The organism is Nonomuraea fuscirosea, assembly GCF_035917475.1.
GTDB classification, from domain to species: domain Bacteria; phylum Actinomycetota; class Actinomycetes; order Streptosporangiales; family Streptosporangiaceae; genus Nonomuraea; species Nonomuraea fuscirosea.
Map to the genome: position 1 here is coordinate 2,568,794 of NZ_CP109074.1, position 26,882 is coordinate 2,595,675.

Here is a 26,882-nt window from a genome sequence, read left to right on the forward strand (position 1 = left end):
GCATGTGGACGCGAACGCTCAGACCGCGTCGACCTTCACCTTGACCGCCTTGCTCTCGTGGTGCAGCCGGTCGAGCGACGTCACGAGATACGTCCCGGCCGACTTGACCGCGTACGACGGATCGCTCACCACGGCCACCAGGTTGCGCGCGTCGGTGGTGTGGCAGTCCTTGCCGGACTTGGGCACCTGGTAGACCGCGTAGGCGCGGGCCCCGGCGGACGGCGTCCAGGACAGCCGCGCGCCTGACGCCTTGGCGCCGGCGGGAGCCGGGGGAGCCTGGCCGCCGAGGCTCTTGTTCAGCGGCAGCAGCGCCGGACGGCCGTAGTGGGCCTTGGCGACCCGGTCCATCGCCTTGAGCGGGTTGGTCAGCAGCTGCTTGGCGCTGAAGTAGACGGAGCCGTCGACCTGCTTGCTGGAGCGGTTGACGCCCACCTGGCCGGACAGCTCGCCCGGCTTGGTCCACGCCTTGTCGTCCTTGGAGCCGACCCGGTAGAGGCCGTGGCCGATGTAGAGCTGCACGTCGGTGCCCTTGACCTCGCCGGACCACCAGCGCGCCAGCGTCGTGTAGTCGGCCAGCTTGTGCCCGCGCGGCCAGTAGAGCTGCGGCAGCACGTAGTCGACGGTGCCCGACTTGATCCATTCGCGGGCGTCGGCGTAGATCGAGTCGTACGCGGACATCCCGGACGTGCTGGAGCCGGTCGGGTCGTTGGACTTGTTACGCCAGATGCCGAACGGGCTGATGCCGAACTTGACGTGCCCCTTGGCCCGGTGCACCGCCTTGTCGACCTCGGCCACCAGCGTGTTGACGTTGCCGCGCCGCCATTCGGCCAGCTTGGCGCCCTTGCCGTACTTGCGGAACGCGGCCGTGTCGTCGAACTTCGCCCCCGCCACGGGGTAGGGGTAGAAGTAGTCGTCGAAGTGCACGCCGTCGACGTCGTAGCGATCGACCACGTCGGTGATGACCTTGGTCACGTGCTCGCGCACGGCCGGCAGGCCCGGGTTGTAGTAGAGGCGGCCGCCGTACTTGACCGTCCAGTCGGGGTGCTTGCGCGCCGGATGGCCGGCGGGCAGCTCGGCGGTGCTGGCGCCGTAGGAGGCGCGGTAGGGGTTGAACCAGGCGTGGAACTCCATGCCGCGCTTGTGCGCCTCGTCGATGAGGAACGGCAGCGGATCCCAGCCCGGGTCCTTGCCCGCCGTGCCGGTCAGGTATTGCGACCAGGGCTCCAGCGAGGACTTGTAGAGCGCGTCGGAGGCCGGTCGCACCTGGACGAACACCGCGTTGAGGTTGCGTCTGGCGGCGCTGTCGAGGATCTTGACGTATTCGGCCTTCTGCCGGTCCGCGCTGAGACCGGCCTTGGAGGGCCAGTCGATGTTCTGGGTGGTGGCGATCCACAACCCGCGCAGCTCGCGCTTGGGATGGTCGGCATCGGCCGTGCAGGCCGCGGCGGATGCGGCGGTGGCCGTCGTCTTCTCGCTCGCTGCGGGACTCGCCCCGGCACCGGGGCCGAAGTAGTAGGCGGCGGCGGTGGTCACCACCGCGAGAGCAGCAGCGGCTAGGAGTGGGCGTCCAGTTGGCATAGTGCCACCCAGTGTGACAGCTGCTCAGGCGTGCTCGGTACGGAAAACCGAAATCAACTCGTGATGCTTTTGCGACATTTGGTAATTGGTGTGCCGGGAGGGACGAAGCCCTCCCGGCTCCTCCACGGGCCTCAATCCTCGGTGGCCACCTTGCTCGCGAGGTTCGGCGGCAGCGGCTCGTACCGAAGGAACGTCCGGTGGAACGTCCCGGTGCCGTGTGACATGGATCTCAGGTCGATCGCGTACCGCGTTATCTCCAGCTCGGGCACCTCGGCCTTGACGAGGGTACGGCCGGTGCCGACCGGCTCGGTGCCGAGCACGCGCCCGCGCCGCGAGGACAGATCGGACATCACCGACCCGACGTAGTCGTCGGCCACCAGCACCGACAGCTCGTCCACGGGCTCCAGCAGCAGCGTCGAGACCTTGGACGCGGCCTCCTTCAGCGCGAGCTGGCCCGCGATCTGGAAGGCCATGTCGGAGGAGTCGACGGAGTGGGCCTTGCCGTCGTACAGGGTGACGCGCACGTCCACCATCGGATAGCCGGCGACGACGCCGCGCTCCATCTGGGCTCGTACGCCCTTCTCCACCGACGGGATGAACTGCCGCGGCACCACGCCACCGACGATCTTGTCCACGAACTCGAAGCCCCCGCCGGACGGCAGCGGCTCGACCTCGAGGTGGCAGATGGCGTACTGGCCGTGGCCGCCGGTCTGCTTGACGTTGCGGCCCATCGCCTGGCACTTGCCGCCGAACGTCTCACGCAGCGGCACCCGCAGGTCGATCCGCTCGACCTCGACGCCGTGGCGCTTGGCCAGGCGGTCGAGCAGCACGTCGGTGTGCGCCTCGCCCATGCACCACAGGACGAGCTGGCGCGTCTCGGCGTTGTTCTCCAGCCGCAGCGTCGGGTCCTCGGCCACCAGCCGCCCGAGGGCCTGCGACAGCTTGTCCTCGTCGGCCTTGGATCTGGCCCTGATCGCCACGGGCAGGAGCGGGTCGGGCATGTCCCAGGACGTCATGAGCAGCGGGCGTTCCACCTCGGAGAGCGTGTCGCCGGTCTCGGCCCGCGACAGCTTGGCCACGGCCACGATGTCGCCGGCCATGCCCTTGGCCGCGCCGCGCTGCTGCTTGCCCAGCGGGCAGGTCAGGGTGCCGATGCGCTCGTCCACGTCGTGGTCCTCGTGGCCGCGCTCGGCCAGGCCGTGGCCGGACACGTGCACGGTCATGTCGGGGCGCAGGGTGCCGGAGAAGACGCGGACGAGGCTGATGCGGCCCACGTACGGGTCGCTGGTGGTCTTGACGACCTCCGCCACGAGCGGACCGTCGGGGTCGCACGTGATGCCCTTGACCGGTTTGCCGGACAGATCGGTGATCTCCGGCATGGGATGTTCGAGGGGGGAGGGGAAGCCCTGTGCCATGAGTTCGAGCAGTTCCTGCGCGCCCACGCCGAGGCCGCTGCAGAGCACCGGGTAGAAGCTGCCGCGCGCGACGGCCTTCTCCAGGTCCTCGATGAGGACCTTGGTGTCGATGGGCTCACCTTCGAGGTATCGCTCCATGAGCGATTCGTCCTCGCTCTCCTGGATGATGCCCTCGATCAGCGACCCCCGGTACTCCTCGATCTGGGCCTCGTACTCCGCGCCCGGGTCCTTCACCGTGCGGTCGCCGGTCGCGTAGTTGTAGAACTTCTGCGTCAGCAGCCCGATCAGCCCGTTGACGTGACCGTTGGTGATCACCGGGAGATAGAGCGGCGCGACGCCGTCGCCGAAGACGTCCTGGCAGGTGGTCAGCACCTCGTCGAAGTCGGCCCGCTGGTGGTCGATCTTGGTGATCACGACCGCGCGCGGCATGCCGACCTGGGCGCACTCGTCCCACAACATCTGGGTGAGCCCGTCGACCCCTTCGGAGGCCGAGACCACGAACAGCGCGGCGTCGGCCGCGCGCAGCCCGGCCCGCAGGTCGCCGACGAAGTCCGCGTACCCCGGCGTGTCCAGGAGGTTGATCTTGATGCCGTTGTGCACGAGCGGCGCCACGCACAGGTTGACCGAGCGCTGCTGCCGGACCTCGACCTCGTCGAAGTCGCTGACCGTGTTGCCGTCCTCCACGCGTCCCGGGCGCTGAACGGTGCCCGTCGCGGCCAGCAGTTGCTCGACGAGGGTCGTCTTGCCCGCTCCCGAGTGGCCGACCAGCACGACATTGCGTATCGCGTCCGCCCGGTCGGCCGCGGGTGCCCTGCCCGCGGCTCCCACGGCCCCGCCTGAGTGTCTTTCCGCCACCATCGCCTCCCGCGTCGTCGGACCGTTAGCCAACGCCGCGCCCGCGCGGAGGGTGAACGAAACCGCATGGACGCGGTGTGTTCACCAAATACCCGTGTGGCGGATATCACAAGGGGGGCGAGGCAAAGAAAGTCCTTCGGCGCGTCATGGCCTACGATCGGACCGCGATGCTCAAACTCCTGCGCCCGGTCATGACCCGGATACTCACCCCGCTGGGCAGGGCCCTCGTCGGCCGCGGGATCGGCCCCAACGCCGTCACGGCGGTCGGCACCCTCGGCACCGTCGTGTCGGCCCTGCTCTTCTTCCCCCTCGGACTGCTCACCGCGGGGGCACTCGTCATCACCGTCTTCGTGCTGTTCGACCTGCTCGACGGCGTGGTGGCCCGGCTCGGCGGCAAGGGGGGCAGCACGTGGGGAGCCTTCCTCGACTCCACCTTCGACCGGGTCGCCGACGCGGCCATCTTCGCCGGCCTGATCCTCTACTTCATCGCGGCCGACGACGTCCTGATGGCCGCGGTGGGGCTGCTCTGCCTGATCGCGGGGGCCATCGTCTCCTATGCCAAGGCCAGGGCCGAGGGGCTCGGGCTGACGGCCGACGTCGGGCTGGCCGAGCGGCCCGAGCGGCTGGTGGTGGTGCTGGTGGCGGCCTTCCTCGCCGGGCTCGGGGTGCCGTACGTCCTGCCCGCGGGCATGTGGCTGCTCGCGGCGGCCAGCGTGATCACCGTGGGGCAGCGCGTGATGGCGGTCCACCGGCAGACGCGCGACACGCCCGGGCGGCCCGCCGGCGAGGAGAATCAAGAGACGGCCCGGGACGAGATGGGGGAGAGATGAGCGAACGGGTGTCCTTCGGCGACCGGGTGGTGGCCGCCGGGTTCGCGGCCGGATGGAAGCTCGTGCCGCTGCTGCCCGAGCGCCCGACCGCCGCCGTCTTCCGCTTCCTGGCCGACCGCGTCTGGGCCCGGCAGGGCAAGTCCGTACGCAGGCTGGAGTCCAATCTGAGCCGGGTGACCGGCCTCGATCCCGGCAGCAGGGAGCTGCGCGAGCTGGGCCGGGCGGGCATGCGCTCCTACTTCCGCTACTTCCACGAGATCTTCCGGCTGCCGTCGATGCCGCGGGAGGAGGTCGTGCGCCGCACCCACGTCATCGGGGCCGAGCACGTCCACGACAACGTGGCGGCCGGGCGCGGCGTGGTCTTAGCGCTGCCGCACATGGGCAACTGGGACCAGGCGGGGGCGTGGCTGGTGGGCGTGGGTCATCCGTTCACCACCGTGGCCGAGCGGCTCAAGCCCGAGTCGCTGTTCAAGCGGTACGTGGCCTTCCGCGAGGGCCTGGGCATGGAGGTGCTGCCGCTCACCGGCGGCGACGGGCACAACTTCGGCACCCTGGCCACGCGGGTGCGCAAGGGCGGCGTGGTCTGCCTGCCGGCCGAGCGCGACCTGACCAAGAGCGGCGTGGAGGTGCGCTTCTTCGGCGCGGCCACCAAGATGCCCGCGGGCCCGCCGCTGCTGGCCGTGCAGACGGGCGCGGCGCTCCTGCCCGCCACCGTCTACTTCGTGGGCGCCGACTGGGGCATCCACATCCACGAGGAGGTGCCGGTCCCCCAGGAGGGCACCCGGCAGGAGAAGGTCGCGGCGGTGGCCCAGCACCTGGCGGACGTGTTCGAGAAGGGCATCTCCGAGCACCCCGAGGACTGGCACATGCTGCAGCGCCTCTGGCTCGACGACCTGCCTCCCGGCCGGGAGCCGCGATGAGGGTCGGCATCGTCTGCCCCTACTCGTGGGACATGCCGGGCGGGGTGAAACAGCACATCGACGACCTGGCCCAGGCGCTCATCGCGCAGGGCCACGAGGTGTCGGTGATCGCTCCGGCGGCCGACGACGACGAGCTTCCCCCCTATGTGACGGGGGCGGGCCGGGCGATCCCGGTCCCGTACAACGGGTCGGTGGCCAGGATGTCGTTCGGCTTCCTGTCGGCCGCGCGGGTGCGGCGGTGGGTCCGTACGGGCGAGTTCGACGTGCTGCACATCCACGAGCCGCTGATCCCGAGCCTGGGCGTGCTGGCCTGCTGGGCGGCCAAGGGGCCGATCGTGGCCACGTTCCACGCCTCGTTCACCCGCTCGCGGGCCATCGCGGTGGCCGAGCCGCTGCTGCGCAGCGCCCTGGAGAAGCTCAGCGGGCGCATCGCGGTCTCCGACGCGGCCCGCAAGAGCCTGGTCGAGCAGTTCGGCGGCGACACGGTGCTCATCCCCAACGGCGTCACCGTCTCCCGCTACACCGAGGCCGAGCCGCTCGACGGCTGGGGCCCCGACGGGACCACCCTCGGCTTCCTCGGCCGCATGGACGAGGAGCGCAAGGGCCTGCCGATCCTGCTCGACGCGTTCAACCTGCTGGCGGCGGAGCGGCCGGAGGTGAAGCTGCTGATCGCCGGGCCCGGCGACGCCAAGGACGTCTACGACCGGGTGCGCAAGCCCTTCCACGACCGGGTGACGGTGCTGGGCATGGTGAGCGAGGCGGACAAGATCCGCGCCTACCACTCCGTGGACGTGTTCTGCGCGCCCAACACGCGCGGCGAGAGCTTCGGCATCGTGCTGGCCGAGGCCATGGCGTCGGGGGCGACGGTGCTGGCCAGCGACATCCCCGCCTTCCGCCGGGTGCTGGGGGAGGGGCAGGCGGGCGCGCTGTTCACCAACGGCGATCCCGCCTCGCTGGCCCGCGAGGCCGCCGCCCTGCTCGGCGCGCCCGAGCGCCGGGCCAAGCTGGCGGCCGAGGCGCTGGTGGCGGTGAGGAAGTACGACTGGTCCACGGTGGCGCGTGACGTCGTACGCGTCTACGAGACCGTCACCATGAGCGGCGCGGGCCGGGTGGAGGAAGACCTGTGACGTTCACCGTGAGCGGTGCCGGGCGGGTGGAGGACGACCTGTGACATCCACGATGATCGTGCTGATCGTGGGCATCGTCGTCGTGCTCACGGCCGTCTACATCTCCTGGCGGGCGGGCCGGCTCGACCGCCTGCACATCCGGCTGGAGCTGGCCCAGGAGTCGCTGGACGCCGCGCTGATGCGCCGCCGCGCGGTGGTGCTGGAGCTGGCCGGCTCCCGGCTGCTCGACCCCGCCACCTCCCTGGTCCTGGCCGCGGCGGCGCACGAGGCGCGGACGGCCGGTCCCGACGAGCGCGAGCACGCCGAGAGCGACCTGTCGCGGGCCCTGCGCGCGGCGGTGGACCAGGAGCGGTTCAGGGAGAAGCTCTCCGAGGCGCCGGGCGGCCCCGACCTGCTGGAAGAGCTCGGCGCTGCGGTGGCCAAGGTGGTCTACTCGCGCAGCTTCTACAACAACGCCGTCGGTGTCACGCGGACGGCGCAGCGCCGCTGGCTCGCCAGGACGCTCCGCCTGGCCGGCCACACCGAATACCCGCAATTCTTCGAGATTGATGACAATCCGCCTGCGACCATGGCAACTGAATGACCTAATTTGGGGAAGCCAGTAAGCTTCATCCCGATTCGGGCTGAAGCGAGGAGTGTTACAGGTGCGGCTACCCCGGGTGATCACGTTCTGGCTGGCCGGAGCGGCCGTGCTGCTGCCCGTCTCGGCCTGCTCCTCCGACGAGCCTGCCGCAGGTCAGGCGCCGCAGGCCTCCGCCTCGGCGGCGCCGAGCGAGGAGCCTGAGGAGGTCAACGCCCATCCGTTCACCGGCAAGGAGTACGAGAGGCTCAGGCCGGTCCTCGCGGTGAAGATCGAGAACACCGCGGCGGGCAAACCGCAGCTCGGGCTGAAGAGCGCGGACATCGTCTACATCGAGCAGGTCGAGGCGGGGCTGACCCGGCTCATGGCGATCTTCTCCTCGAAGCTGCCCGCCAAGGTGGGCCCGGTGCGCAGCGCCCGCATCTCCGACCTGCACATCGCGCCCCAGTTCGGCAAGCCGGCCTTCTCCTACTCCGGCGCGCAGACCAAGATGCTGCCGTTCATCGCCGAGGCGTCGCTGTTCGACGTGGGCGACACCCGCAACCCCGGCGCGTACTTCCGCCAGCCCGGCCGCTTCGCCCCCTACAACCTCTTCGCCAACACCAAGCAGTTGCTGGCCAAGGCGCCCAAGGCGACCAAGGCCAAGGACATCGGATTCACCTTCGGCGACCCGCCGGCCGAGGGCGGGGTCGAGCGCAAGTCGTACAGCGTCAAGTGGCCCGCCGCGCGCTTCACCTTCGCCTGGTCGGCGGAGAAGAAGCAGTGGCTGATCTGGCAGGACGGGAAGAAGGACATGGCCGCCGAGGGCGGCCAGCTCGGCGCGCCGACGATCGTGGTGCAGTACACCAAGACCGAACGCTCGGAGTTTCACGACAAGAACCAGAGCTACACGCCGCTCGTGCACACCACGGGCAAGGGCTCGGCGATCGTGCTGCGCGACGGTAAAGCTTATAAGGCGAGGTGGGAACGGGAATCGGAGGACGGCGGGACGACGTTCACCACACCGAGCGGCGAGCCGATGAACTTCGCGCCCGGCCAGGTCTGGGTGGCGCTCGCCAGCCGCAAGCCCGTCATCCCCTAGCGTCTACCTGTATAGGTACGGCGATAAAACCTGACATCTTGGCATGTCGGGGGAGGGGTCCTCCAGGACCTACGATGGGGTTGAGAACTTACCGAATCGCCGTGAGAGCCCGTGAGGATGACCGTGTCCAGCAGCACGCCAGAAAGCACCCCTGTCACCGGAACCGTCACCGGAACCGCGCGCGTCAAGCGCGGCATGGCCGAGATGCTCAAGGGCGGCGTCATCATGGACGTCGTCACCCCCGAGCAGGCCAAGATCGCCGAAGACGCCGGCGCGGTCGCCGTCATGGCCCTGGAGCGCGTGCCCGCCGACATCCGCGCCCAGGGTGGCGTGTCCAGGATGAGCGACCCCGACATGATCGACGGCATCATCGCCGCCGTGTCGATCCCCGTCATGGCCAAGGCCCGCATCGGCCACTTCGTCGAGGCCAGGGTGCTGCAGGCGCTCGGCGTCGACTACGTGGACGAGTCCGAGGTGCTGACCCCGGCCGACTACGCCAACCACATCGACAAGTGGCAGTTCACCGTGCCCTTCGTGTGCGGGGCCACCAACCTGGGCGAGGCGCTGCGCCGCATCACCGAGGGCGCGGCCATGATCCGCTCCAAGGGCGAGGCCGGCACCGGCGACGTCTCCAACGCCGTCACCCACATGCGCACGATCCGGGCCGAGATCAAGCGCCTGACCTCGCTGCCTGAGGACGAGCTCTACGTCGCCGCCAAGGAGCTGCAGGCCCCCTACGAGCTGGTCGCCGAGGTCGCGCGGACCGGCAAGCTGCCGGTCGTGCTGTTCACCGCCGGCGGCATCGCCACCCCGGCCGACGCGGCGATGATGATGCAGCTCGGCGCCGAGGGCGTCTTCGTGGGCTCGGGCATCTTCAAGTCGGGCGACCCGGCCAAGCGCGCCGCGGCCATCGTCAAGGCCACCACGTTCTACGACGACCCCGACGTCATCGCCAAGGTCTCCCGCGGCCTGGGCGAGGCCATGGTCGGCATCAACGTCGACGAGATCCCGCAGCCGCACCGCCTGGCCGAGCGCGGCTGGTGACATCGGGCGCGTCGGTGCAGGTCACAGGCTCGCACGCGTGAGACGATCACCTACGGCAGGCCGGGAGCACGATGACCCGGCCTGGCGGGGGCGCTACACGTGACGGCGATTTTCGCCGAAAAAGGCGACATCCGCGAAGGATGTCGCCTTTTTCGTGTTGTGTGGTGTTCACCGGGTAGTCATGATCTTCGGTCAGGCTACGGGGCGTCCCCTCACCCGAGATCGTCCAGGAGCGCCGCATGTCACTCAACCGCCGGCATTTCCTCGTCACCGGTTTAGCGGCCGGCGCCGCCGTGGCCGTCCCGGCCGCCGCCGCGCACGCCGAACCCGAACCCGACCCCGCCGCCGAGACGGCCCAGAGCCTGGCCTCGCGCGGGCTGCGTACCGACCCGTTCACCCTCGGCGTCGCCTGCGGTGACCCCGACCACGAGGGCTTCGTGCTGTGGACCAGGCTCGCCCAGCAGCCGATGGCCGAGGACGGGCTCGGCGGCATGCCCGGACGGCCCTTCCCCGTGCAGTGGCAGGTGTACGCCGACGAGCGCGCCCGCCGCGTCGTGCGCGCCGGGGTGAGCGTCGCCACGCCCGAGTGGGGGCACAGCGTGCACGTCGAGGTCTCAGGGCTGAGCTCGGACCGCGAGTACTGGTACCGCTTCCGCGTCGGCCCGTACGTCTCGCCGCTCGGCCGCGCCCGCACCGCCCCGCACCCGCTCTCGTACGGCGGCGCCCTGAGCATGGCCTTCGTCTCGTGCGCCCAGTACGAGCACGGCTACTTCACCAGCTACCGCCACCTGGCCGCCGAGCGCCCCGACCTGATCCTGCACCTGGGCGACTACCAGTACGAGTACACCCGCGACACCTACACCATCCCCGGCGGCAACGTCCGCCACCACGAGGGCCCCGAGACCGAGACGCTGGCGAACTACCGCCAGCGTCACGCCCAGTACAAGGCCGACCCCGACCTCCAGGCCGCGCACGCCGCCTCCCCGTGGCTGGTGGTGTGGGACGACCACGAGCTGGACAACAACTGGGCCGACGAGGTGCCCGAGAAGCCCGAGATCCCCCAGCCGGGCTTCCTGAGCAGGCGCGAGGCCGCCTTCCGCGCGTACTACGAGAACATGCCGCTGCGCCGCACCTCGATCCCGCGCGGCATCGACATGCAGCTCTACCGGCGGGTCAGGTGGGGCAGGATGGCCACGTTCCACATGCTCGACACCCGCCAGTACCGCGACGACCAGGGCTGCGGCGACGGCTACCGCGACTGCCCCGCCGCCGCCGACCCGGCCCGCTCGATCACGGGCGCGGCGCAGGAGGAGTGGCTGCTGGACGGCTTCCGCGACTCCCGCGCCCAGTGGGACATCCTGGGCCAGCAGGTCTTCTTCGCCCAGCGCGACAACAACGCCGGCCCCGCCAAGGTCACCTCCATGGACGCCTGGGACGGCTACGTCGCCTCACGGCGGCGCATCACGCAGGGATGGGTGGACGCGCAGGTGCGCAACCCGGTGGTGCTCACCGGCGACGTGCACGCGCACTGGGCCAGCGACCTCAAGCTCGACTACGACGACCCGACCGGGCCGTCGGTGGGCTCGGAGCTGGTGGCCAGCTCGATCTCGACGGGCGGTGACGGGGCCGACTCCGACCCGGCGCAGCACCCGTTCCTGGCCATCAACCCGCACCTGAAGTTCTACAACAACCAGCGCGGGTACGTGCTGACGACGATCGAGCGCGACCAGCTGGCGGCCGACTTCAAGGTCGTGCCGCAGGTCCGTACGCCGGGCGCCGACGTCTATACCCGGGCCACGTACGTCATCGAGGACCGCGTGCCCGGGGTCCAGCAGACGTACCTGCGCCCGCTCGACCCGGCGCTGCGGCTCGGGCGGCAGATCACGGCGGAGGAGACGGTCCGGCTGGAGACCGAGCGGCCGTAGCCCTTCTCGTCAAGGGGCCCGGCGTCGCGCCGGGCCCCTTTCCCGTGGCCCGGCGCGGAAGGTTAGCCGGGCTAAGTTGGTGGCATGAGAGACGATCTCACCGAGCTGGCCGGCCATGTCTCCACGGTGCTGCGCCACCTGGTCCTCCTGCTGCGGCGCACCGTCGCCGGCCAGCCCGTCACCAGCCAGCAGTACGGCGTCATGGGCTCGCTCGAATCCGGCCCGCGCCGCATGACCGGGCTGGCCGAGGAGCACGGCGTCCAGCTGCCCACCATGACCGTGCAGATCAACCGGCTGGAGGAGGCCGGCCTGGTCAGCCGGAGCGCCGACCCCGCCGACGCCCGCGTCAGGACGGTCGAGCTCACCGAGGAGGGCCGGGAGCGGCTGCGCGCCGTCCGCCGGGCCAGGGTCGGCCGGCTCGCGCGTGAACTGGAGGCGCTCACCGAAGAGGAGCGCGCCACCCTCGCGGCCGCCCTGCCCGTCCTGGCCAAACTCGGCCGCAAGGAGGAGCCCCGCCCGTAACCGGCCTTCGCGCGGCCGCAAGGAGTCGCCCCGCCCGTGACCGGCCCTCGCGCGGCCGCAAGGAGGAGCCCCGCCCAACACGGCCTTCGCGCGGTCGCCCCTGCCGGAAGATGTCGGGCCGTCCTGGTGTTGAATTGTCGGAACCCGTACCCGGACGGAAGGATCGACTGTGCCCACGATCGGTGTACTCGCCCTCCAGGGGGACGTGCGGGAGCATGCGCGCATGCTCCAGGAGGCCGGCGCGACGGCCGTGGCCGTGCGCCGCCCCGCCGAGCTGGACGCGGTCGACGGCCTGGTCATCCCCGGCGGCGAGTCGACCACGATGTGGAAGCTCGCCGAGACGTTCGACCTGCTCGACCCGCTGCGGATGCGCATCAAGGAGGGCCTGCCCGCCTACGGCTCCTGCGCCGGCATGATCATGCTGGCCGACCGGATCGAGGACGGCGTCGCCGGCCAGCAGACCATCGGCGGCATCGACATGGTGGTCAGGCGCAACGCGTTCGGCCGCCAGGTCGACTCCTTCGAGTCCGACCTGACCTTCGCCGGGCAGCGCGTGCACGCCGTCTTCATCCGCGCGCCCTGGGTCGAATCCGTCGGCGCGGACGTCGATGTGCTGGGCAGGGCCGAGCCTGGGGATAGGATCGTCGCGGTCCGTCAAGGGCCGTTGCTCGCGACGTCGTTCCATCCCGAGCTCACCGGGGACGTCAGCGTGCACCGTTACTTCGTAGACATGGTGAGGGAGCTCTAGGTAATGTCCGGCCACTCCAAATGGGCGACGACGAAGCACAAGAAGGCCGCGCTCGACGCCAAGCGCGGCAAGCTGTTCGCCAAGCTCATCAAGAACATCGAAGTGGCGGCCCGGACCGGTGGCCCTGACCCGGACGCCAACCCCACCCTCTTCGACGCCATCTTCAAGGCCAAGAAGAACTCCGTGCCCAACGACAACATCGAGCGGGCGCGCAAGCGCGGGGGCGGCCTGGAGGCCGGCGGCGCCGACTGGCAGACCATCATGTACGAGGGCTACGCGCCCGGCGGCGTCGCGGTGCTCATCGAGTGCCTCACCGACAACCGCAACCGCGCGGCCTCCGAGGTCCGCGTCGCGCTCACCCGCAACGGCGGCTCGCTGGCCGACCCCGGGTCCGTGTCCTACATGTTCAACCGCAAGGGCGTCGTGATCGTGCCCAAGGACGGTCTCGACGAGGACACCGTGCTGATGGCCGTGCTGGAGGCGGGCGCCGAGGAGGTCAACGACCTCGGCGACACCTTCGAGGTCGTCTCCGAGGCCGGCGACCTGGTCCCGGTCCGCAAGGCGCTCCAGGACGCCGGGATCGACTACGACTCGGCCGAGTCGAGCTTCCTGCCGACGATGAGCGTGCCGCTCGACGAGGAGGGCGCCAAGAAGGTGTTCCGCCTCATCGACGCGCTGGAGGACAGCGACGACGTGCAGAACGTCTTCGCCAACTTCGACGTCTCCGACGAGGTTCTCGCCGCGCTCGACTGACCGTTCCCCGGCGCGTGCGTGCGCCTGTGCGTTCGGGCAGGTCCGGGCCGCTTTTCGAACGCCGGTCCGACGTGCGGGTGCGGCCCGCCGCCTGAGAGCCGGTCGTCTCCGGCCGGTCTGTCGTGCGTGCGTGCGGAGCCGGGGCGAAGTAGGGTCGGGCGACGTGACTTCCCCCAACCCACCCCGGCCCAACCTGTCGGCGCTCGGCTGGCTGCTCGCCGTTCCCGCGCTGCTCGGCGCCCTCATCACGCTGCTCCTGCCGACCGTCCAGACGCTCTGGCTCAGCTTCCAGAGCGGCGGCGTCATGCGGGAGAGCGCCTACGCGGGGACGGCCAACTACGCGGACCTGCTCGGCGACGGCGCGTTCTGGCGGGCGCTGGGCTTCACGCTCTCGCTCACCCTGCTCCCGCTGCTGGTCGCCGTGGTGGTGGCGCCGCTGCTGGCGCTGGCGCTCGACCGGGCCGGCGCCTGGCCGAGGCGGGCGGGGCGGGTCGTGCTGTCGCTGGCCGTGGTCACGTTCTCGCCGGTCGCCGTCGCCGGTGCGTGGACGCGCGGGCTGAGCCCGGAGTCGTCCGGCCTGGCCGCGCTGGCCCAGGGGCTGCGCGAGCCCGGCACCGCGCCGTGGACGCTGCGGCTCATCGTCGCCGCCGGTACGTTCGGCATCGTGTGCGCGCTGGCCGTGCTCGCCTACCTGCCCGCCCTGCGCGGCGGTTCCGCCGTGCCCGCGACGCTCGCCGTGGCCGCGCTCGTCCTCCTGGCCACCGTCGCCACCGGCGTCCAGACGTTCTCCATCGGCATGGTGCTCACGCGCGGAGGCCCTCAGCACGCCACAGAGACGCTGGCGGGCCTGCAGTACGACTACGCCTTCAGAATGGCCCGGTTCGGCCCTGGCGCGGCCGTGGCGGCCCTCTCAGGGGTGATCCTCGGCGTGCTGGGCGTCGTCGCCACACTCGTCGCGGTGCTCTCCCGGCTGCGCATCACACTGACGCCCCGCCTCAAGCCGGCTCAGGGCGCACCTGCGCTGAAGGGCGGACCCGTACCTCATGACCCGTTCGGGACTCCGGGCGCATCGGGACCGCACGGCGGACCCGTACCTCATGACCCGTTCGGAACCCCGGACGCATCGGGACCGCACGGCGGACCCGTGCCTCATGGCGAGGCCGCGTACCACGGCGGCGCGCACGCACGGCACGGCGCTCCCGGCGGCGCGCACGCACCGCAGGGCGGGCCCGTACCCCACGGCGAGGCCGCACCTTACGGAGGTGCGCAGGCACCGCAGAGCGTACCCGCGTCCCACGGCTCGCCGGCGGCGCCCGGCGGGGTGTACGGCGCGGGCATCGGCTCACCGGCCGCTCCCGGCCGGGCGTACGGCGCGGCCGTCGGCCGGCGGACGGCCGGGCCCGGATGGGTGGCGGCCGGCGCGGTCGCGCTGCTGATCTTCGCCGCGGCGTGGGTGCTGCTCTCCTGGCCCTGGATCGACGGCGTGCTCGCCACCCCGTCCGCACCCGCGTCGACCCTGCGGACCCACGTCAACACCTGGGTGCCCGCCCTGGCCGGAGCCCTGGTCTCGGTGGGGGTGGCCTACCTCGCCGCGCTCGGCATCGGCGGCCTGCGCCCGCTCGGCCGGGGCAGCGAGTGGCTGCTGCTGGCGTTCGCCCCCTGGTTGTTCGTCGGCCCGGGCCCGCTCGGCGTCGCCAACTGGCAGAACGCCCGCAACCTCGGCCTCATCGACTCCTTCCCCGCCCTCGTCCCGCCGCTGCTGGTGAGCGTGCCCGCCCTGCTCGTGCTGACCCTGCTGTGCAAGGGGCTGTCCGAGCGCTCGGGCGGCGACTTCTTCGGCGGTGTGCTGCTGCCCTCGCTCCCCATGGCGGGCATCCTGGCCGGCGCCGTCACCCTCGTGAACGCCCACGACCTCAGCTGGCCGCTCCTCGTCGCGCAGCAGGCGGACGCCTACACCACGCCGGTCAGCCAGGTGACCAGGCTCGGCTCCTTCGCCGGGGGCACGCCCGACATCGGCGCCGCCACGCCGCTGCTCGTGGTCGCCGTCGCGCTCGCCGCCCTCGTGGCCGCGCAGTTGCTCTACCTCGACCGGCTCGCCGTCACGACTAATGGTTCGCCGGTACGTACGGACGCTGCGTAGGTTGGCTCATTGTGGAGATTCGCAACATTACGCCCGAAGACTTCGACGACGTCCTCGACGTCCGCAGGCGCTCGTTCGGCCCCGTGCCCGCCGCCGACAGGGAGAAGTGGCGCCAGGCCGCGCTCGTGACGGTGGCCGAGGGCCGCTACCTGGGCGCGTTCGACGGCTCGCGGCTGGCCGCCGCGGCGCGGCTGCGCCGGTTCACGCAGTGGTGGCACGGCCGGCCGCAGGCCATGGCCGGGGTCGCCGGGGTCACCGTCAACCCCGAGGACCGCGGGCGGGGCGTCGGCACGCGGATCATGCGGGCCGTCATGGACCGCGCGGTGGAGCTGGGTGACGCGGTCTCCGCGCTCTACCCGGCCACCACGCCCATCTACCGGGGCATCGGCTACGAACACGCGGGAGCCAGGCGGACCGTCAGGCTCCCCGCCGAGTCGCTGCGCAGGATCCGCCCGTCCGGCCCGGTCAAGCTGCGCAGGATGGGGCCCGGCGACGGCGGCGAGGTCGTCTCCGTACTGCATCGCGCCCACGCCGCCGCCCGCTCCAGCGGCCCGATCTCCTACGACGAGCACACATGGAACCTATGGCTGGCCAACGAGGACGACTTCCTCTACCTCGCCGACGACGGCTACGTGATCTACCGATGGAAGGGCGACGACATCGAGGTCGAGAACCTCGTCGCCGCCTCGCCCGACACCCTGCGGGCCCTGTGGTCCATGGTCGGCAGCGCGTCCTCGATCGCCCGCGACATCGTCGCGACCGTGGCGCCCGACGACCCGGTGCTGTGGCTGCTGCCCGACCGGACGAAGGAGCAGGTCACGGAGACGCGGTGGATGTTCAGGGTGCTGGACGTGGCCGCGGCGGTCGAGCGCAGGGGCTACCCGGCGCACGCGGCCTGCGACGCCGTCGTCACCGTGGACGACCCGACGCGGGGCGGAGGCACGTGGCGGCTGGACATCTCCGGCGGATTCGGCACGGCCACACCGGCCGAGGGCCCCGGCGTCACGCTCTCGGTGAACGGATTCTCCGCCCTGTACGCCGGCATCCCGCCGTACACGCTGCGCCTCAGCGGTCTCATGTCCGGAGATGACCGCCACGACCAGGCACTCGAAGCGGCCTTCGCCGCCCGGCCGTACATGCTCGACTACTTCTGACGCGCGCGTTTCCCCGCTGACCGCGCGTTTCCCGATGCGCCCGCACGCCCGCCGGAGTAAAGTCTCCTGCCGAACAGGTGTTCTGGTCCCCGGTCTTTCTTGGAGGCATGCCGGTGCGGGTGATGGGCGTGGACCCGGGGCTGACCCGGTGCGGTCTCGGGGCCGTCGAAGGGCGCCCGGGCGCGCCCCTGGCCCTGGTGGCCGTCGGGGTGGTCCGCACCGGGGCCGACGAGGACCTCGGGTCCAGGCTCGTCGGCATCGAGGCGGGGATCGAGCGCTGGCTCGACGACGTACGCCCCGACGCGGTGGCGGTCGAGCGCGTCTTCAGCCAGCACAACGTCCGCACCGTGATGGGCACCGCCCAGGCCGCCGGCATCGCCGTCCTCTGCGCGGCCCGGCGCGGCCTGCCCGTGGCGCTGCACACGCCGTCCGAGGTCAAGGCCGCCATCACGGGCAGCGGCACGGCCGACAAGAAACAGATCGGCGCCATGGTCACCCGGCTGCTGCGGCTCACCGAGATCCCCAAGCCCGCCGACGCCGCCGACGCCCTCGCCCTGGCCATCTGCCACGTCTGGCGCGGCGGCGCCCAGCACCGCCTCGCCGAAGCCGTCGCCCGCGCCACCCGCCAATCCCCGCGCCGATGATCGGCGATCCGAAGCCGAGGGCCGCACATCCGCCCGCACTTCGGCCTTCGCCCCGAGCCGTACATTCGGCTTCACCCCGGACTTCGGACCGGACCGTGCACCGGGACTTCGGACCGGACCGTGCACCGGGACTTCGGACCGGACCGTGCACCCGGACCTCGGACCGGACCCTCGTACTGGACCTGTACCGGGGACCTCGAACCGGGACCTCGAACCGGGCCTCATACGAACTCCGTACAGGCCTTACATCCGGCTTCACCAGTCACAACGTGGCCGCCGTCGGCTCCGCTCTCAGCGATCCGCCGGGGGATGTGGCGTGCCTGGAGTGCGATCCGTGGTGAGATGTGGGAACCGGTCGTGGAGGTCCGCGGGCCGAGGTGGCGGCGTGCTGCCGCCCGAGTCCGGAGCGCGGCGTGCGCTCGGGCGCGAGCCGGTGACGGGAGTCGTCACGTGGCGACGTGGATGACGGGAGGCAGGGCGTGATCGCGTCAGTGGCGGGCAAGGTGACGGCGATAGCGCCCGACGGCGCCGTGATCGAGGTCGGAGGGGTCGGCATCCTGACCCACTGCACCCCGGGCACCCTCGCCAGCCTCCGTATGGGCGAGGAGGCGCGCCTGGCCACGTCGCTGGTGGTGCGCGAGGAGTCACTCACCCTGTACGGCTTCGCCACCGACGACGAGCGGGCCGTCTTCGAGCTGCTGCAGACCGCCAGCGGCGTGGGGCCCAAGCTGGCCCTGGCCATGCTCGCCGTCCACACGCCCAACGCGCTGCGGGTCGCCGTGGCCACCGCCGATCTCAAGGCGCTCACCCAGGTGCCGGGAATCGGGCAGAAGGGTGCCCAGCGGATCGTGCTGGAGCTCAAGGACCGGCTCGGCACGCCCGAGGAGGCCGTCAACGCCGCCATCAACGGAGAGCGCAAGGTGGCGGTCTGGCGCGAGCAGGTCCACTCCGGCCTGGTGGGGCTGGGCTACTCCAGCAAGGACGCCGACGAGGCCATCGCAGCCGTAGAACCCGACGCCGACGCCGACCTGGCCGCCGGCCGCCAACCCCAGATAGCCGCCCTCCTGAAGTCCGCCCTACGCTCCCTGAGCATCCGATGACCCCCACCCCACCAGCCCTTACCGGCCACGCCACTGTGGTTGGGCGAGCCGCTACCACCGGGTGTACCGATGCCAGGGAGCTAGTCACTGCGAGTGGACGAGCCGTCCTCAGCGGGCAGGTCGCTGCCACCGGCCAAGCCGTTTCCATCGGGGAAGTCGCCGCCGCTGACCTGGCCGCCTTCACCGGGCAATTCCGTGCCATCAGACGAGTTGCTTCTTCGAAGGGGCGAGCCACCCTCATCGGGCGAGATGCCGCCTCGGGGCGAGCCACTCCCGTTGGGCGAGCCGCGGCAAGTGGGCGAGTCACGCCTGTCGGGCGTGTTGCCGCCGCAGGGCTGGCCATTCTCCCCGGGCGAGTCGGCGCCATCCGGCGAGCCATTCCAGCCGGGCGAGTTGCCGTCGCTGGAGCGGCTACCTTCGCTGGGCGAGCAAGCCCTGTCCGGCGAGCCACTTCTTCCACCGGACCAGCCCATCTCGTCGGGCGAGCCGGCTCTGGTGGGCGCGCTGTCTCCGTGGGACGAGTCGTCTTCACCGAGCGAGTTGTCTTCGGTCGGCGCGCCGGTTCTACAGGGTGCGTCAGTCCCGTCGGGCGAGACGTGGTTCCCCGGCGGCCAGCCGCCGCTGGGAGGGGCGCACGTGCCGGGATGGCGCCCATCGTCGGGATGGCCCCCATATGCGCTGATCACCACCGCCCCGCCCCCGTCAGCGGCACGCCTGCCGTCAGTCGGCTCGGCTGGGGCGCCGGCGTGAGCGCCGTGTGTGCCGAGGGTGACCTCGAACGGGAGGGGAGGGTGGGCCGGGATGGACTTTGAGAGGGAGATCCTGTCGCCGGCGGCCGGAGGCGACGAGTTGCAGATCGAGGCCGCCCTGCGGCCCAAGCGCCTGAGTGAGTTCATCGGGCAGGGCCGGGTGCGGGAGCAGTTGTCTCTCGTGCTGGAAAGCGCCCTGCGCCGGGAGAGTCCGCCCGATCACGTGCTCATGAGCGGTGCCCCGGGCCTGGGCAAGACCACCTTGGCCATGATCATCGCAGCTGAGCTGAACGCGCCGCTGCGGATCACCTCGGGGCCCGCGCTCGAACGGGCGGGGGACCTCGCGGCGATCCTGTCCACGCTGACCGAGGGCGAGGTGCTGTTCATCGACGAGATCCACCGGATGGCCAGGCCCGCCGAGGAGATGCTCTACCTGGCCATGGAGGACTTCCGGGTGGACATCGTGGTCGGCAAGGGCCCGGGGGCGACCGCCATTCCGCTGGAGATCGCGCCCTTCACGCTGGTCGGCGCCACGACCAGGGCGGGGCTGCTGCCGGCGCCGTTGCGTGACCGGTTCGGCTTCACCGCCCACATGGACTTCTACGAGGCGGCCGAGCTGGAGCAGGTGCTGCGCCGCTCGGCCAAGCTGCTCGGCGTCGTGCTCCCGGACGAGGCTGCGCACGAGATCGCCAGGCGTTCGCGCGGCACGCCCCGCATCGCCAACCGGCTCCTGCGCCGGGTGCGTGACTTCGCGGACGTGCGCGCGGACGGCGTCATCGACCGCGACGTGGCCTCGGCGGCGCTCAATTTGTACGAGGTCGACGCCGAAGGGCTCGACCGGCTCGACCGGGCGGTGCTCGGCGTGCTGCTGCGCAAGTTCGGCGGCGGGCCGGTGGGGCTGAGCACGCTGGCGGTGGCCGTGGGGGAGGAGCCGGAGACGGTCGAGGTCGTGGCCGAGCCGTTCCTCGTCCGGCAAGGTCTGCTGGCCAGGACGCCGCGCGGCCGGGTCGCCACCGCGGCGGCCTGGACTCATCTCGGGATGACCCCGCCACCCGACGCGTTCGGAGCTACGCTTTTCGACTGATTACAGAACGGTTGCAACCGTTTCAAATTGGGAACTTCCCCGCGCGCCGAAACGCTGCCTCGTTGCCGCGTTTCGCAACAAGCGCCTACACTCCGTGGCTTGGCTGGCTGTGTAGGCTGACGGGCTGAGCGGCGCGGCCCGAAGCAACGCACGGAATTTCCGGCGCGAGGCCGGTGTCAACTTCTTGTACGACAATGGAAGGTCGCCCCTTATGGACATGGGACAACTCGGAAGCATCCTGCCGCTGATTCTTCTGGTGGTGGTGTTCTACTTCCTGCTGATCCGCCCTCAGCGCAAGCGGCAGCAGGAGGCGGCCCAGATGCAGAACTCGCTGACTCCGGGCGCGCGGGTCATGACCACGACCGGGCTGTTCGGCACGGTCGTCGCGGTGGACAATGAGGACGTCGTCCTCGAAGTCGCGCCGGGGATCGAGACCCGTTGGGTGAAGGCGGCCATCGGCCGCGTCGTCGCTCCCGGCGACGCCCCGGCCAGCGAGGACGAGCCGGTCGCGCAGGAGACCGGGCTCGACGAGGAGGGCAAGAAGGAGTCCGAGGCCACCGTGGAGCGCAACGGCGACCAGGACTCCAGTACGAAGCAGTCCTGACTAAGCTCTGCGACAAACCCCTATCTGAAAGAACTGACGACCAGTGGCCCGACCGACCAGCCGCCACAGCCGACCGGGGCGTACGCTCCTGGTGCTGCTGGCGCTCATCCTCGCCCTGGGCGGGACGATGTTCCTGCAGCAGGCGTTCACGCCCAAGCTGGGACTCGACCTCGCCGGCGGTACGACGGTGACTCTGTCGCCCGTGACCTTGAACAACGCGTCGCCGCCCGAGGAGATCCTCGATCGCGCGGTCAACATCATTCGCGATCGGGTCAACGGCACCGGAATCTCCGACGCAGAGGTCGCCAAGTCCGGCGACAACATCATCATCTCCATTCCGGGCGTGGGTCAGAACGAGGCCGTCAAACTGGTCGCGACCACCGCGGAGCTGCGCTTCCGTCAGGTGCTCGCCGTTGCGGCCACGCAGCTTCCGCAGGAGCTGGCCACCAACGCGCCCACGCCGAGCGCCTCGTCCTCCGCCAGCCCGTCGGCCGAGCCCACGGGCTCCCAGCCGGCCAGGAAGCCGTCCAGCTCGCAGTCGGCATCGACACCCAGCGCCTCTCCCACGGGGAGGGCGCTGTCTTCGGCTCTGACCGCCCCTTCGCCCGCGACCTCGTCCTCGGCCCAGCCGTCCGCGCAGAGTTCCGCGCAGCCGTCGGCTGAGCCGACGGGCACGCAGAACGGGCAGAAGCAGGACAGGAAGGGCCAGGACAGCAAGCCGACGGCCAGCCCGACCGGCCAGACCGGCACGCCGCCGCCGCAAGACCCCAACGCCTCCGGCATCGACCCGTCCGGCATCGACCCGGCGGTGCTGGCGCAGTTCAACAAGCTCGACTGCGCCGACCCGAAGAACCGCGGCCAGGGCGTCCAGGACGACCCGAACAAGCAGTTCGCCGGCTGTGAGGCCGACGGCGCCTACAAGTACGTCCTCGACATCGCCAAGGTCGTCGGCACCGACATCGACACGGCCTCCGCGGGCGTCCGCCAGGGCACCACCGAGTGGGTCGTCCAGCTCGACTTCAAGAGCAAGGGCGCGGGCGAGTGGGGCAAGCTCACCACCACCGCGTTCAACTCTCCCGAGCCGCGCAACCAGGTCGCGGTCGTGCTCGACGGCGTCGTCATCACCGCGCCGGTCATCCAGGGCCCGATCCCCGGCGGCCGGGCCGAGATCACCGGCGGCTTCAACCAGGCCAGCGCCACCACCCTGGCCGACCAGCTCAAGTACGGCGCGCTGCCGCTGAAGTTCAACCGCAGCTCGATCGACACGGTCTCCTCGACCCTCGGTCAGGACCAGCTCCAGGGCGGCCTGGTCGCGGGCCTCATCGGTCTCGGGCTCGTGGTCGTCTACTGCCTGCTCTACTACCGGGGCCTGGGCATCGTGGCGGTGCTGAGCCTCGTGGTCGCCACGGTCATCACCTATACGTCGGTGGTCGTGCTCGGGCACAACGCCGGCTTCCGGCTCTCGCTGCCGCACATCATCGGCCTCGTGGTCTCGATCGGTATCACCGCCGACTCCTTCATCGTGTACTTCGAACGCATACGTGATGAGATGAAGGAGGGCAGGCGGACGCTCCGGGCGGCCGTCGAGGTGGCCTGGGTCCGTGCCCGGCGCACGATCCTGATCGCCGACGCCGTCATGTTCATCGCCGCGATCGTGCTGTACTTTCTGGCGGTGGGCGGTGTGGCCGGGTTCGCGTTCGCGATGGGCCTGACCACGCTGATCGACGTCGTGGTGGTGTTCCTGTTCACCAAGCCGTTCATCGCCCTGCTGGCCAAGGTGAAGTTCTTCGCCAAGGGGCACCCGCTGTCCGGGCTCGACGCCGAGCGCATGAGCGAGGCGGGCTCGACGACCGGCCGCAAGACCACTCCGCAGGAGGCCTGAGATGGGACTGGGGCGTCGCCTCTACCGCGGCGAGATCGATGTCGACTTCGTCGGCAAGTGGAGGCTCTGGTACAGCCTCTCCGGCCTGCTGCTGGTCATCTCGCTGGCCGGAATCCTGATCAACGGGCTCAACCTGGGCGTGGAGTTCAGGGGCGGTTCGGTCTTCTCCTTCAAGGCGCAGACCGCGAACATCGAGCAGGTGCGCGAGACCTTCCAGGAGGAGGGCGTGCACCAGCCGATCGTGCAGACGGCTGGCGACCGCTGGCGGGTCACCACCGAGGCCCTGTCGGAAGGCACCATGAACCAGGTGCAGACCGCCATCGCGAAGGACTACAGCGTCCCCACCGACCAGGTCGACATCCAGTCGATCGGCGCGTCCTGGGGCGGTGAGGTCTCGGAGAAGGCCTGGATCGGCCTGGCCGTGTTCATGCTGGCGATCATCCTGTACCTGTCGATGGCGTTCGAGCCGAAGATGGCCCTGGCCGCCATCGTCGCGCTCGTCCACGACCTCGTCATCACGGCCGGCATCTACGCCTGGTCGGGCTTCGAGGTCACGCCCGCGACGCTGCTGGGCTTCCTGACCATCCTCGGTTACTCGCTCTACGACGCGGTCGTGGTGTTCGACATGATCAAGGAAGTCACGGCCAAGCTGGGTCACACCTCCAAGCAGACGTACTCGATGGCGGCCAACAACGCGCTCAACCACACGCTGATCCGGTCGCTGAACACCTCGCTGGTCGCGATCCTGCCGGTGGCGGCGATCCTGTTCATCGGCACCACGCTGCTCGGCGCGGGCACGCTGAAGGACCTGTCGCTCGCCCTGTTCGTCGGCATGATCGTCGGTACGTACTCCTCGCTGTGCGTGGCCACGCCGCTGCTGGTGACGCTCAAGGAGCGCGAGCCGAAGTACCAGGCCATCGCGAGGAGGATCGCCTCCACGAGCGGCGGTGGCAAGGGGACGAAAAGTTCCAAAAGCGCGGCCGTAGCCAAGGGATAGCCGTAGCTCCCGTACGACGCCCTCACCCCGCGAAAGGGTGAGGGCGTCGTCGTGTCCCCGGCCGGCGGGATCTTCGGGCCGGACGGCCCGTGGCCCCCGGCCGGGTGCGCTCGGAGGGCTTCGCGGGCCGCTCAGGGCGTTCTGGGAGGTGCTCGGGTTCGGGGTGGGGGCCGGAATGCACCATCATGGTGCCCGGCAGAGGGCCGGTTGAGAGAGGCGAGGGACGACGATGACCGAGCTGAGTGCGATGATCCTGGACCGCATCAGGGATGTGCCCGACTATCCCCAGCCGGGCGTGATGTTCAAGGACATCACCCCGTTGCTGGCCGACCCGGTCGCGATGGCGGCCGTCGTGGAGGAGCTGGCGGGGCTGCACCAGGTCGACAAGATCGTGGGGATCGAGGCCCGCGGGTTCATCCTCGCCGCTCCGGTGGCCTACCGGGCGGGCGCCGGGTTCGTCCCGGTGCGCAAGAAGGGGAAACTGCCCGCCGCGACCCTGGAAGAGTCCTACGATCTGGAGTACGGCTCCGCGACCATCGAGGTCCACCGTGACGCCTTCGCGCCCGGCGACCGGGTGCTCATCGTCGATGACGTGCTGGCCACGGGAGGCACCGCGAAGGCGGCCGTCGATCTCGTGGAGCGGGCCGGAGCCACTGTCGCCGGCCTCGCCGTGCTGATGGAGCTCGCCTTCCTGAAAGGACGTGACCGGCTGACGGGAGTGGACCTGCACTCCCTCGTGATCGTCTGAGCCCGGCCCGAGGCGGCCCAGGTTCGCCACCTGGATACACTGGGGGGATCTGGACTCGAACGTGAGGAGTCACTGCGTGAGGAGTCTGTGTGCCCCGTGATGTGGTCGCGCCCGACGTGACCGACTCAGGCAACGCCGAGGCGCCCGGCGTTCCGTCGGTGCGTCGCAGGCGGTTCGGGGGTGGGGCCATGAATCCGGTGCTGGAGCCGCTGTTCCGCACGGTCCGCGCCACCCACCCCAAGGCCGACCTGCGCCTGATCGAGCGCGCCTACGACGTCGCCGCCTACCACCACCGCGACCAGAAGCGGAAGTCCGGCGACCCGTACATCACCCATCCGCTCGCCGTGGCGACGATCCTGGCCGAGCTCGGCACCGACGACGAGACGCTGTGCGCGGCGCTGCTGCACGACACGGTGGAGGACACCGCCTACAGCCTCGACGAGCTGCGCGGCGACTTCGGCGACACCATCGGGTCGCTGGTCGACGGCGTCACCAAGCTCGACAAGGTGAAGTTCGGCGACGCGGCGCAGGCCGAGACCGTGCGCAAGATGGTCGTGGCGATGTCGCGCGACATCCGGGTGCTGATCATCAAGCTGGCCGACCGCCTGCACAACATGCGCACCATGCGCTACCTGCCGGAGCACAAGCGGCACCAGAAGTCGCGTGAGACGCTGGAGATCTTCGCCCCGCTGGCCCACCGCCTGGGCATGAACACGATCAAGTGGGAGCTGGAGGACCTCGCGTTCGCCATGCTCTACCCCAAGCGCTACGACGAGATCGCGCGCATGGTGTCGGAGCGCGCGCCGCGCCGTGACCTGTTCCTGCAGGAGGTCATCGAGAAGGTCTCCGGCGACCTGCGCGAGGCGAAGATCCGCGCCGTGGTCAAGGGGCGGCCGAAGCACTACTACTCGGTCTACCAGAAGATGATCGCCAGGGATGTCGCGTTCGACGACATCTACGATCTTGTGGGCATCCGCGTCCTCGTCGACAGCGTGCGCGACTGCTACGCCGCGCTCGGCACCATCCACGCCAGGTGGAACCCGGTCCCGGGCCGGTTCAAGGACTACATCGCGATGCCCAAGTTCAACATGTACCAGTCGCTGCACACCACGGTGATCGGTCCCGAGGGCAAGCCGGTGGAGCTGCAGATCCGCACCCACGCGATGCACCACAGGGCCGAGTACGGCGTGGCCGCGCACTGGAAGTACAAGGAGGAGGTCGGCGCCCCCGGCCCCACCGGCAAGGTCAAGCCGGGCAGCGACATGGCCTGGCTGCGCCAGCTCCTCGACTGGCAGAAGGAGACCTCCGACCCGGGCGAGTTCCTCGAGTCGCTGCGCTTCGACCTGTCGGTCTCCGAGGTCTACGTGTTCACCCCGAAGGGCTCGGTCATCGCCCTGCCCGAGGGGGCCACGCCGGTCGACTTCGCCTACGCGGTGCACACCGAGGTGGGTCATCGCTGTATCGGCGCCCGGGTCAACGGGCGGCTGGTGCCCCTGGAGTCGCGGCTCGGCAACGGCGACACGGTCGAGATCTTCACCTCGAAGTCGCCGGACGCCGGGCCGTCGCGCGACTGGCTGAAGTTCGTCAAGTCGGGCCGGGCCCGTAACAAGATCCGGCAGTGGTTCTCCAAGGAGCGCCGCGAGACCGCGATCGAGGCGGGCAAGGAGGCCATCGGGCGGGCCATGCGCAAGCAGGGCCTGCCGCTGCAGCGGCTCATGTCCGGCGAGGCGCTGCTGGCGCTGGCCCGCGACCTGCGCTACCCCGACGTGTCCGCGCTCTACGCGGCCGTGGGCGAGGGGCACATCGCGGCGCAGACCGTCGTGCAGAAGCTCGTCTCCTCGATCGGCGGCGTCGACAGCGCCGAGGAGGACATCGCCGAGACCTCGCTGCCGACCCGGCTGCGCGGCCGCCCCCGTGGCGGCGGCGGCGCGGGCGTGGTGGTGGCGGGCGACGCCGACGTCTGGGTACGCCTGTCGAAGTGCTGCACCCCGGTGCCCGGCGACGACATCGTCGGCTTCGTCACCCGGGGGCACGGCGTGTCCGTGCACCGGTCCGACTGCACCAACATCGAGCAGCTCAAGACCCAGCCCGACCGGCTGGTGGAGGTGAGCTGGTCGCCGAGCGACGACAGCGTGTTCCTGGTGGCCATCCAGGTGGAGGCGCTCGACCGGCCGCGCCTGCTGTCCGACGTCACCCGCACACTGTCCGACCAGCACGTCAACATCCTCAGCGCCTCGGTGACGACCTCGCGCGACCGGGTGGCGGTCAGCAAGTTCACCTTCGAGATGGGCGACCCCAAGCACCTCGGCCACGTGCTCAAGGCCGTGCGCAGCATCCAGGGCGTCTTCGACGTCTACCGGGTGAGCGGCGCCGGCGGCTGACCGGCCCGCGCGGCCGGCCCG

At 70.6% G+C, this 26,882-nt stretch carries 22 protein-coding genes; 20 read left to right on the forward strand and 2 right to left on the reverse strand.

The window, feature by feature from the left end; translation table 11 throughout:
• Window positions 1-18 precede the first annotated feature (18 nt).
• Both OIE67_RS11615 and OIE67_RS11620 read right to left on the reverse strand, forming a co-directional pair.
• Window positions 19-1,533 (reverse strand): glycoside hydrolase family 10 protein, encoded by a 1,515-nt coding sequence (locus OIE67_RS11615; protein ID WP_326639390.1) that lies wholly within the window; start codon window positions 1,531-1,533, stop codon window positions 19-21.
• Window positions 1,534-1,709: 176 nt separating this feature from the next.
• Window positions 1,710-3,851: an elongation factor G-like protein EF-G2 gene (locus OIE67_RS11620; protein WP_407674838.1), complete on the reverse strand. Its 2,142-nt coding sequence runs from the start codon at window positions 3,849-3,851 to the stop codon at window positions 1,710-1,712.
• A 143-nt stretch (window positions 3,852-3,994) separates the two neighbouring features.
• Between OIE67_RS11620 and pgsA the strand changes: the two genes are divergently transcribed.
• The 20 genes from pgsA to OIE67_RS11720 all read left to right on the forward strand — a co-directional run bounded on the left by pgsA (window position 3,995) and on the right by OIE67_RS11720 (window position 26,861).
• Window positions 3,995-4,678: a phosphatidylinositol phosphate synthase gene (pgsA, locus tag OIE67_RS11625; RefSeq protein ID WP_326639392.1), complete on the forward strand. Its 684-nt coding sequence runs from the start codon at window positions 3,995-3,997 to the stop codon at window positions 4,676-4,678.
• Window positions 4,675-5,598 carry a phosphatidylinositol mannoside acyltransferase gene (locus OIE67_RS11630; protein WP_326639394.1) on the forward strand — a complete coding sequence of 308 codons (924 nt, stop codon included), beginning with the start codon at window positions 4,675-4,677 and terminating at the stop codon, window positions 5,596-5,598. Before pgsA ends, OIE67_RS11630 begins: the two co-directional genes overlap by 4 nt.
• Window positions 5,595-6,725, forward strand: coding sequence for a glycosyltransferase family 4 protein (locus OIE67_RS11635; protein ID WP_326639396.1), 1,131 nt, complete (start codon window positions 5,595-5,597; stop codon window positions 6,723-6,725). The genes OIE67_RS11630 and OIE67_RS11635 overlap by 4 nt, the downstream gene beginning before the upstream one ends.
• 40 nt (window positions 6,726-6,765) lie before the next feature.
• Window positions 6,766-7,308, forward strand: coding sequence for a hypothetical protein (locus OIE67_RS11640; protein ID WP_326639398.1), 543 nt, complete (start codon window positions 6,766-6,768; stop codon window positions 7,306-7,308).
• 61 nt (window positions 7,309-7,369) lie between these two features.
• Window positions 7,370-8,386, forward strand: a complete 1,017-nt coding sequence (locus OIE67_RS11645; protein WP_326639400.1) for a DUF3048 domain-containing protein — start codon at window positions 7,370-7,372, stop codon at window positions 8,384-8,386.
• A 117-nt stretch (window positions 8,387-8,503) separates the two neighbouring features.
• Window positions 8,504-9,430: a pyridoxal 5'-phosphate synthase lyase subunit PdxS gene (gene pdxS, locus OIE67_RS11650; RefSeq protein WP_106247892.1), complete on the forward strand. Its 927-nt coding sequence runs from the start codon at window positions 8,504-8,506 to the stop codon at window positions 9,428-9,430.
• A 239-nt stretch (window positions 9,431-9,669) separates the two neighbouring features.
• Entirely contained in the window at window positions 9,670-11,355 is a 1,686-nt protein-coding gene (locus OIE67_RS11655; RefSeq protein WP_326639402.1) for an alkaline phosphatase D family protein, read from the forward strand.
• A gap of 84 nt (window positions 11,356-11,439) precedes the next feature.
• Entirely contained in the window at window positions 11,440-11,877 is a 438-nt protein-coding gene (locus OIE67_RS11660) for a MarR family winged helix-turn-helix transcriptional regulator (protein WP_326639404.1), read from the forward strand.
• A gap of 169 nt (window positions 11,878-12,046) precedes the next feature.
• Window positions 12,047-12,625, forward strand: coding sequence for a pyridoxal 5'-phosphate synthase glutaminase subunit PdxT (gene pdxT, locus OIE67_RS11665; protein WP_106247896.1), 579 nt, complete (start codon window positions 12,047-12,049; stop codon window positions 12,623-12,625).
• A gap of 3 nt (window positions 12,626-12,628) precedes the next feature.
• The gene (locus OIE67_RS11670; protein ID WP_106247898.1) at window positions 12,629-13,378 is read left to right on the forward strand and encodes a YebC/PmpR family DNA-binding transcriptional regulator; all 750 of its coding nucleotides are present in this window, start codon (window positions 12,629-12,631) and stop codon (window positions 13,376-13,378) included.
• Window positions 13,379-13,541: 163 nt separating this feature from the next.
• On the forward strand, window positions 13,542-15,518 hold the full coding sequence (locus OIE67_RS11675) for a hypothetical protein (protein WP_326639409.1): 1,977 nt from the start codon (window positions 13,542-13,544) through the stop codon (window positions 15,516-15,518).
• Between the two features lie 11 nt (window positions 15,519-15,529).
• On the forward strand, window positions 15,530-16,672 hold the full coding sequence (locus OIE67_RS11680; protein ID WP_326639411.1) for a GNAT family N-acetyltransferase: 1,143 nt from the start codon (window positions 15,530-15,532) through the stop codon (window positions 16,670-16,672).
• A 113-nt stretch (window positions 16,673-16,785) separates the two neighbouring features.
• Entirely contained in the window at window positions 16,786-17,316 is a 531-nt protein-coding gene (gene ruvC, locus OIE67_RS11685; protein ID WP_106248033.1) for a crossover junction endodeoxyribonuclease RuvC, read from the forward strand.
• A gap of 479 nt (window positions 17,317-17,795) precedes the next feature.
• Window positions 17,796-18,416, forward strand: a complete 621-nt coding sequence (gene ruvA / locus OIE67_RS11690; protein WP_326639413.1) for a Holliday junction branch migration protein RuvA — start codon at window positions 17,796-17,798, stop codon at window positions 18,414-18,416.
• An 801-nt stretch (window positions 18,417-19,217) separates the two neighbouring features.
• The gene (gene ruvB / locus OIE67_RS11695) at window positions 19,218-20,249 is read left to right on the forward strand and encodes a Holliday junction branch migration DNA helicase RuvB (protein WP_326639418.1); all 1,032 of its coding nucleotides are present in this window, start codon (window positions 19,218-19,220) and stop codon (window positions 20,247-20,249) included.
• Between the two features lie 217 nt (window positions 20,250-20,466).
• Window positions 20,467-20,853 carry a preprotein translocase subunit YajC gene (yajC, locus tag OIE67_RS11700; protein ID WP_326639420.1) on the forward strand — a complete coding sequence of 129 codons (387 nt, stop codon included), beginning with the start codon at window positions 20,467-20,469 and terminating at the stop codon, window positions 20,851-20,853.
• Between the two features lie 91 nt (window positions 20,854-20,944).
• Window positions 20,945-22,735: a protein translocase subunit SecD gene (gene secD / locus OIE67_RS11705; protein WP_326639421.1), complete on the forward strand. Its 1,791-nt coding sequence runs from the start codon at window positions 20,945-20,947 to the stop codon at window positions 22,733-22,735.
• A gap of 1 nt (window position 22,736) precedes the next feature.
• A complete protein-coding gene (secF, locus tag OIE67_RS11710; protein WP_326639423.1) occupies window positions 22,737-23,732 on the forward strand; it encodes a protein translocase subunit SecF in 996 nt (331 codons plus the stop codon).
• A gap of 229 nt (window positions 23,733-23,961) precedes the next feature.
• A complete protein-coding gene (locus tag OIE67_RS11715) occupies window positions 23,962-24,480 on the forward strand; it encodes an adenine phosphoribosyltransferase (RefSeq protein WP_106247908.1) in 519 nt (172 codons plus the stop codon).
• 188 nt (window positions 24,481-24,668) lie between these two features.
• Window positions 24,669-26,861 (forward strand): RelA/SpoT family protein, encoded by a 2,193-nt coding sequence (locus OIE67_RS11720; protein ID WP_106248035.1) that lies wholly within the window; start codon window positions 24,669-24,671, stop codon window positions 26,859-26,861.
• Window positions 26,862-26,882: the final 21 nt, after the last annotated feature.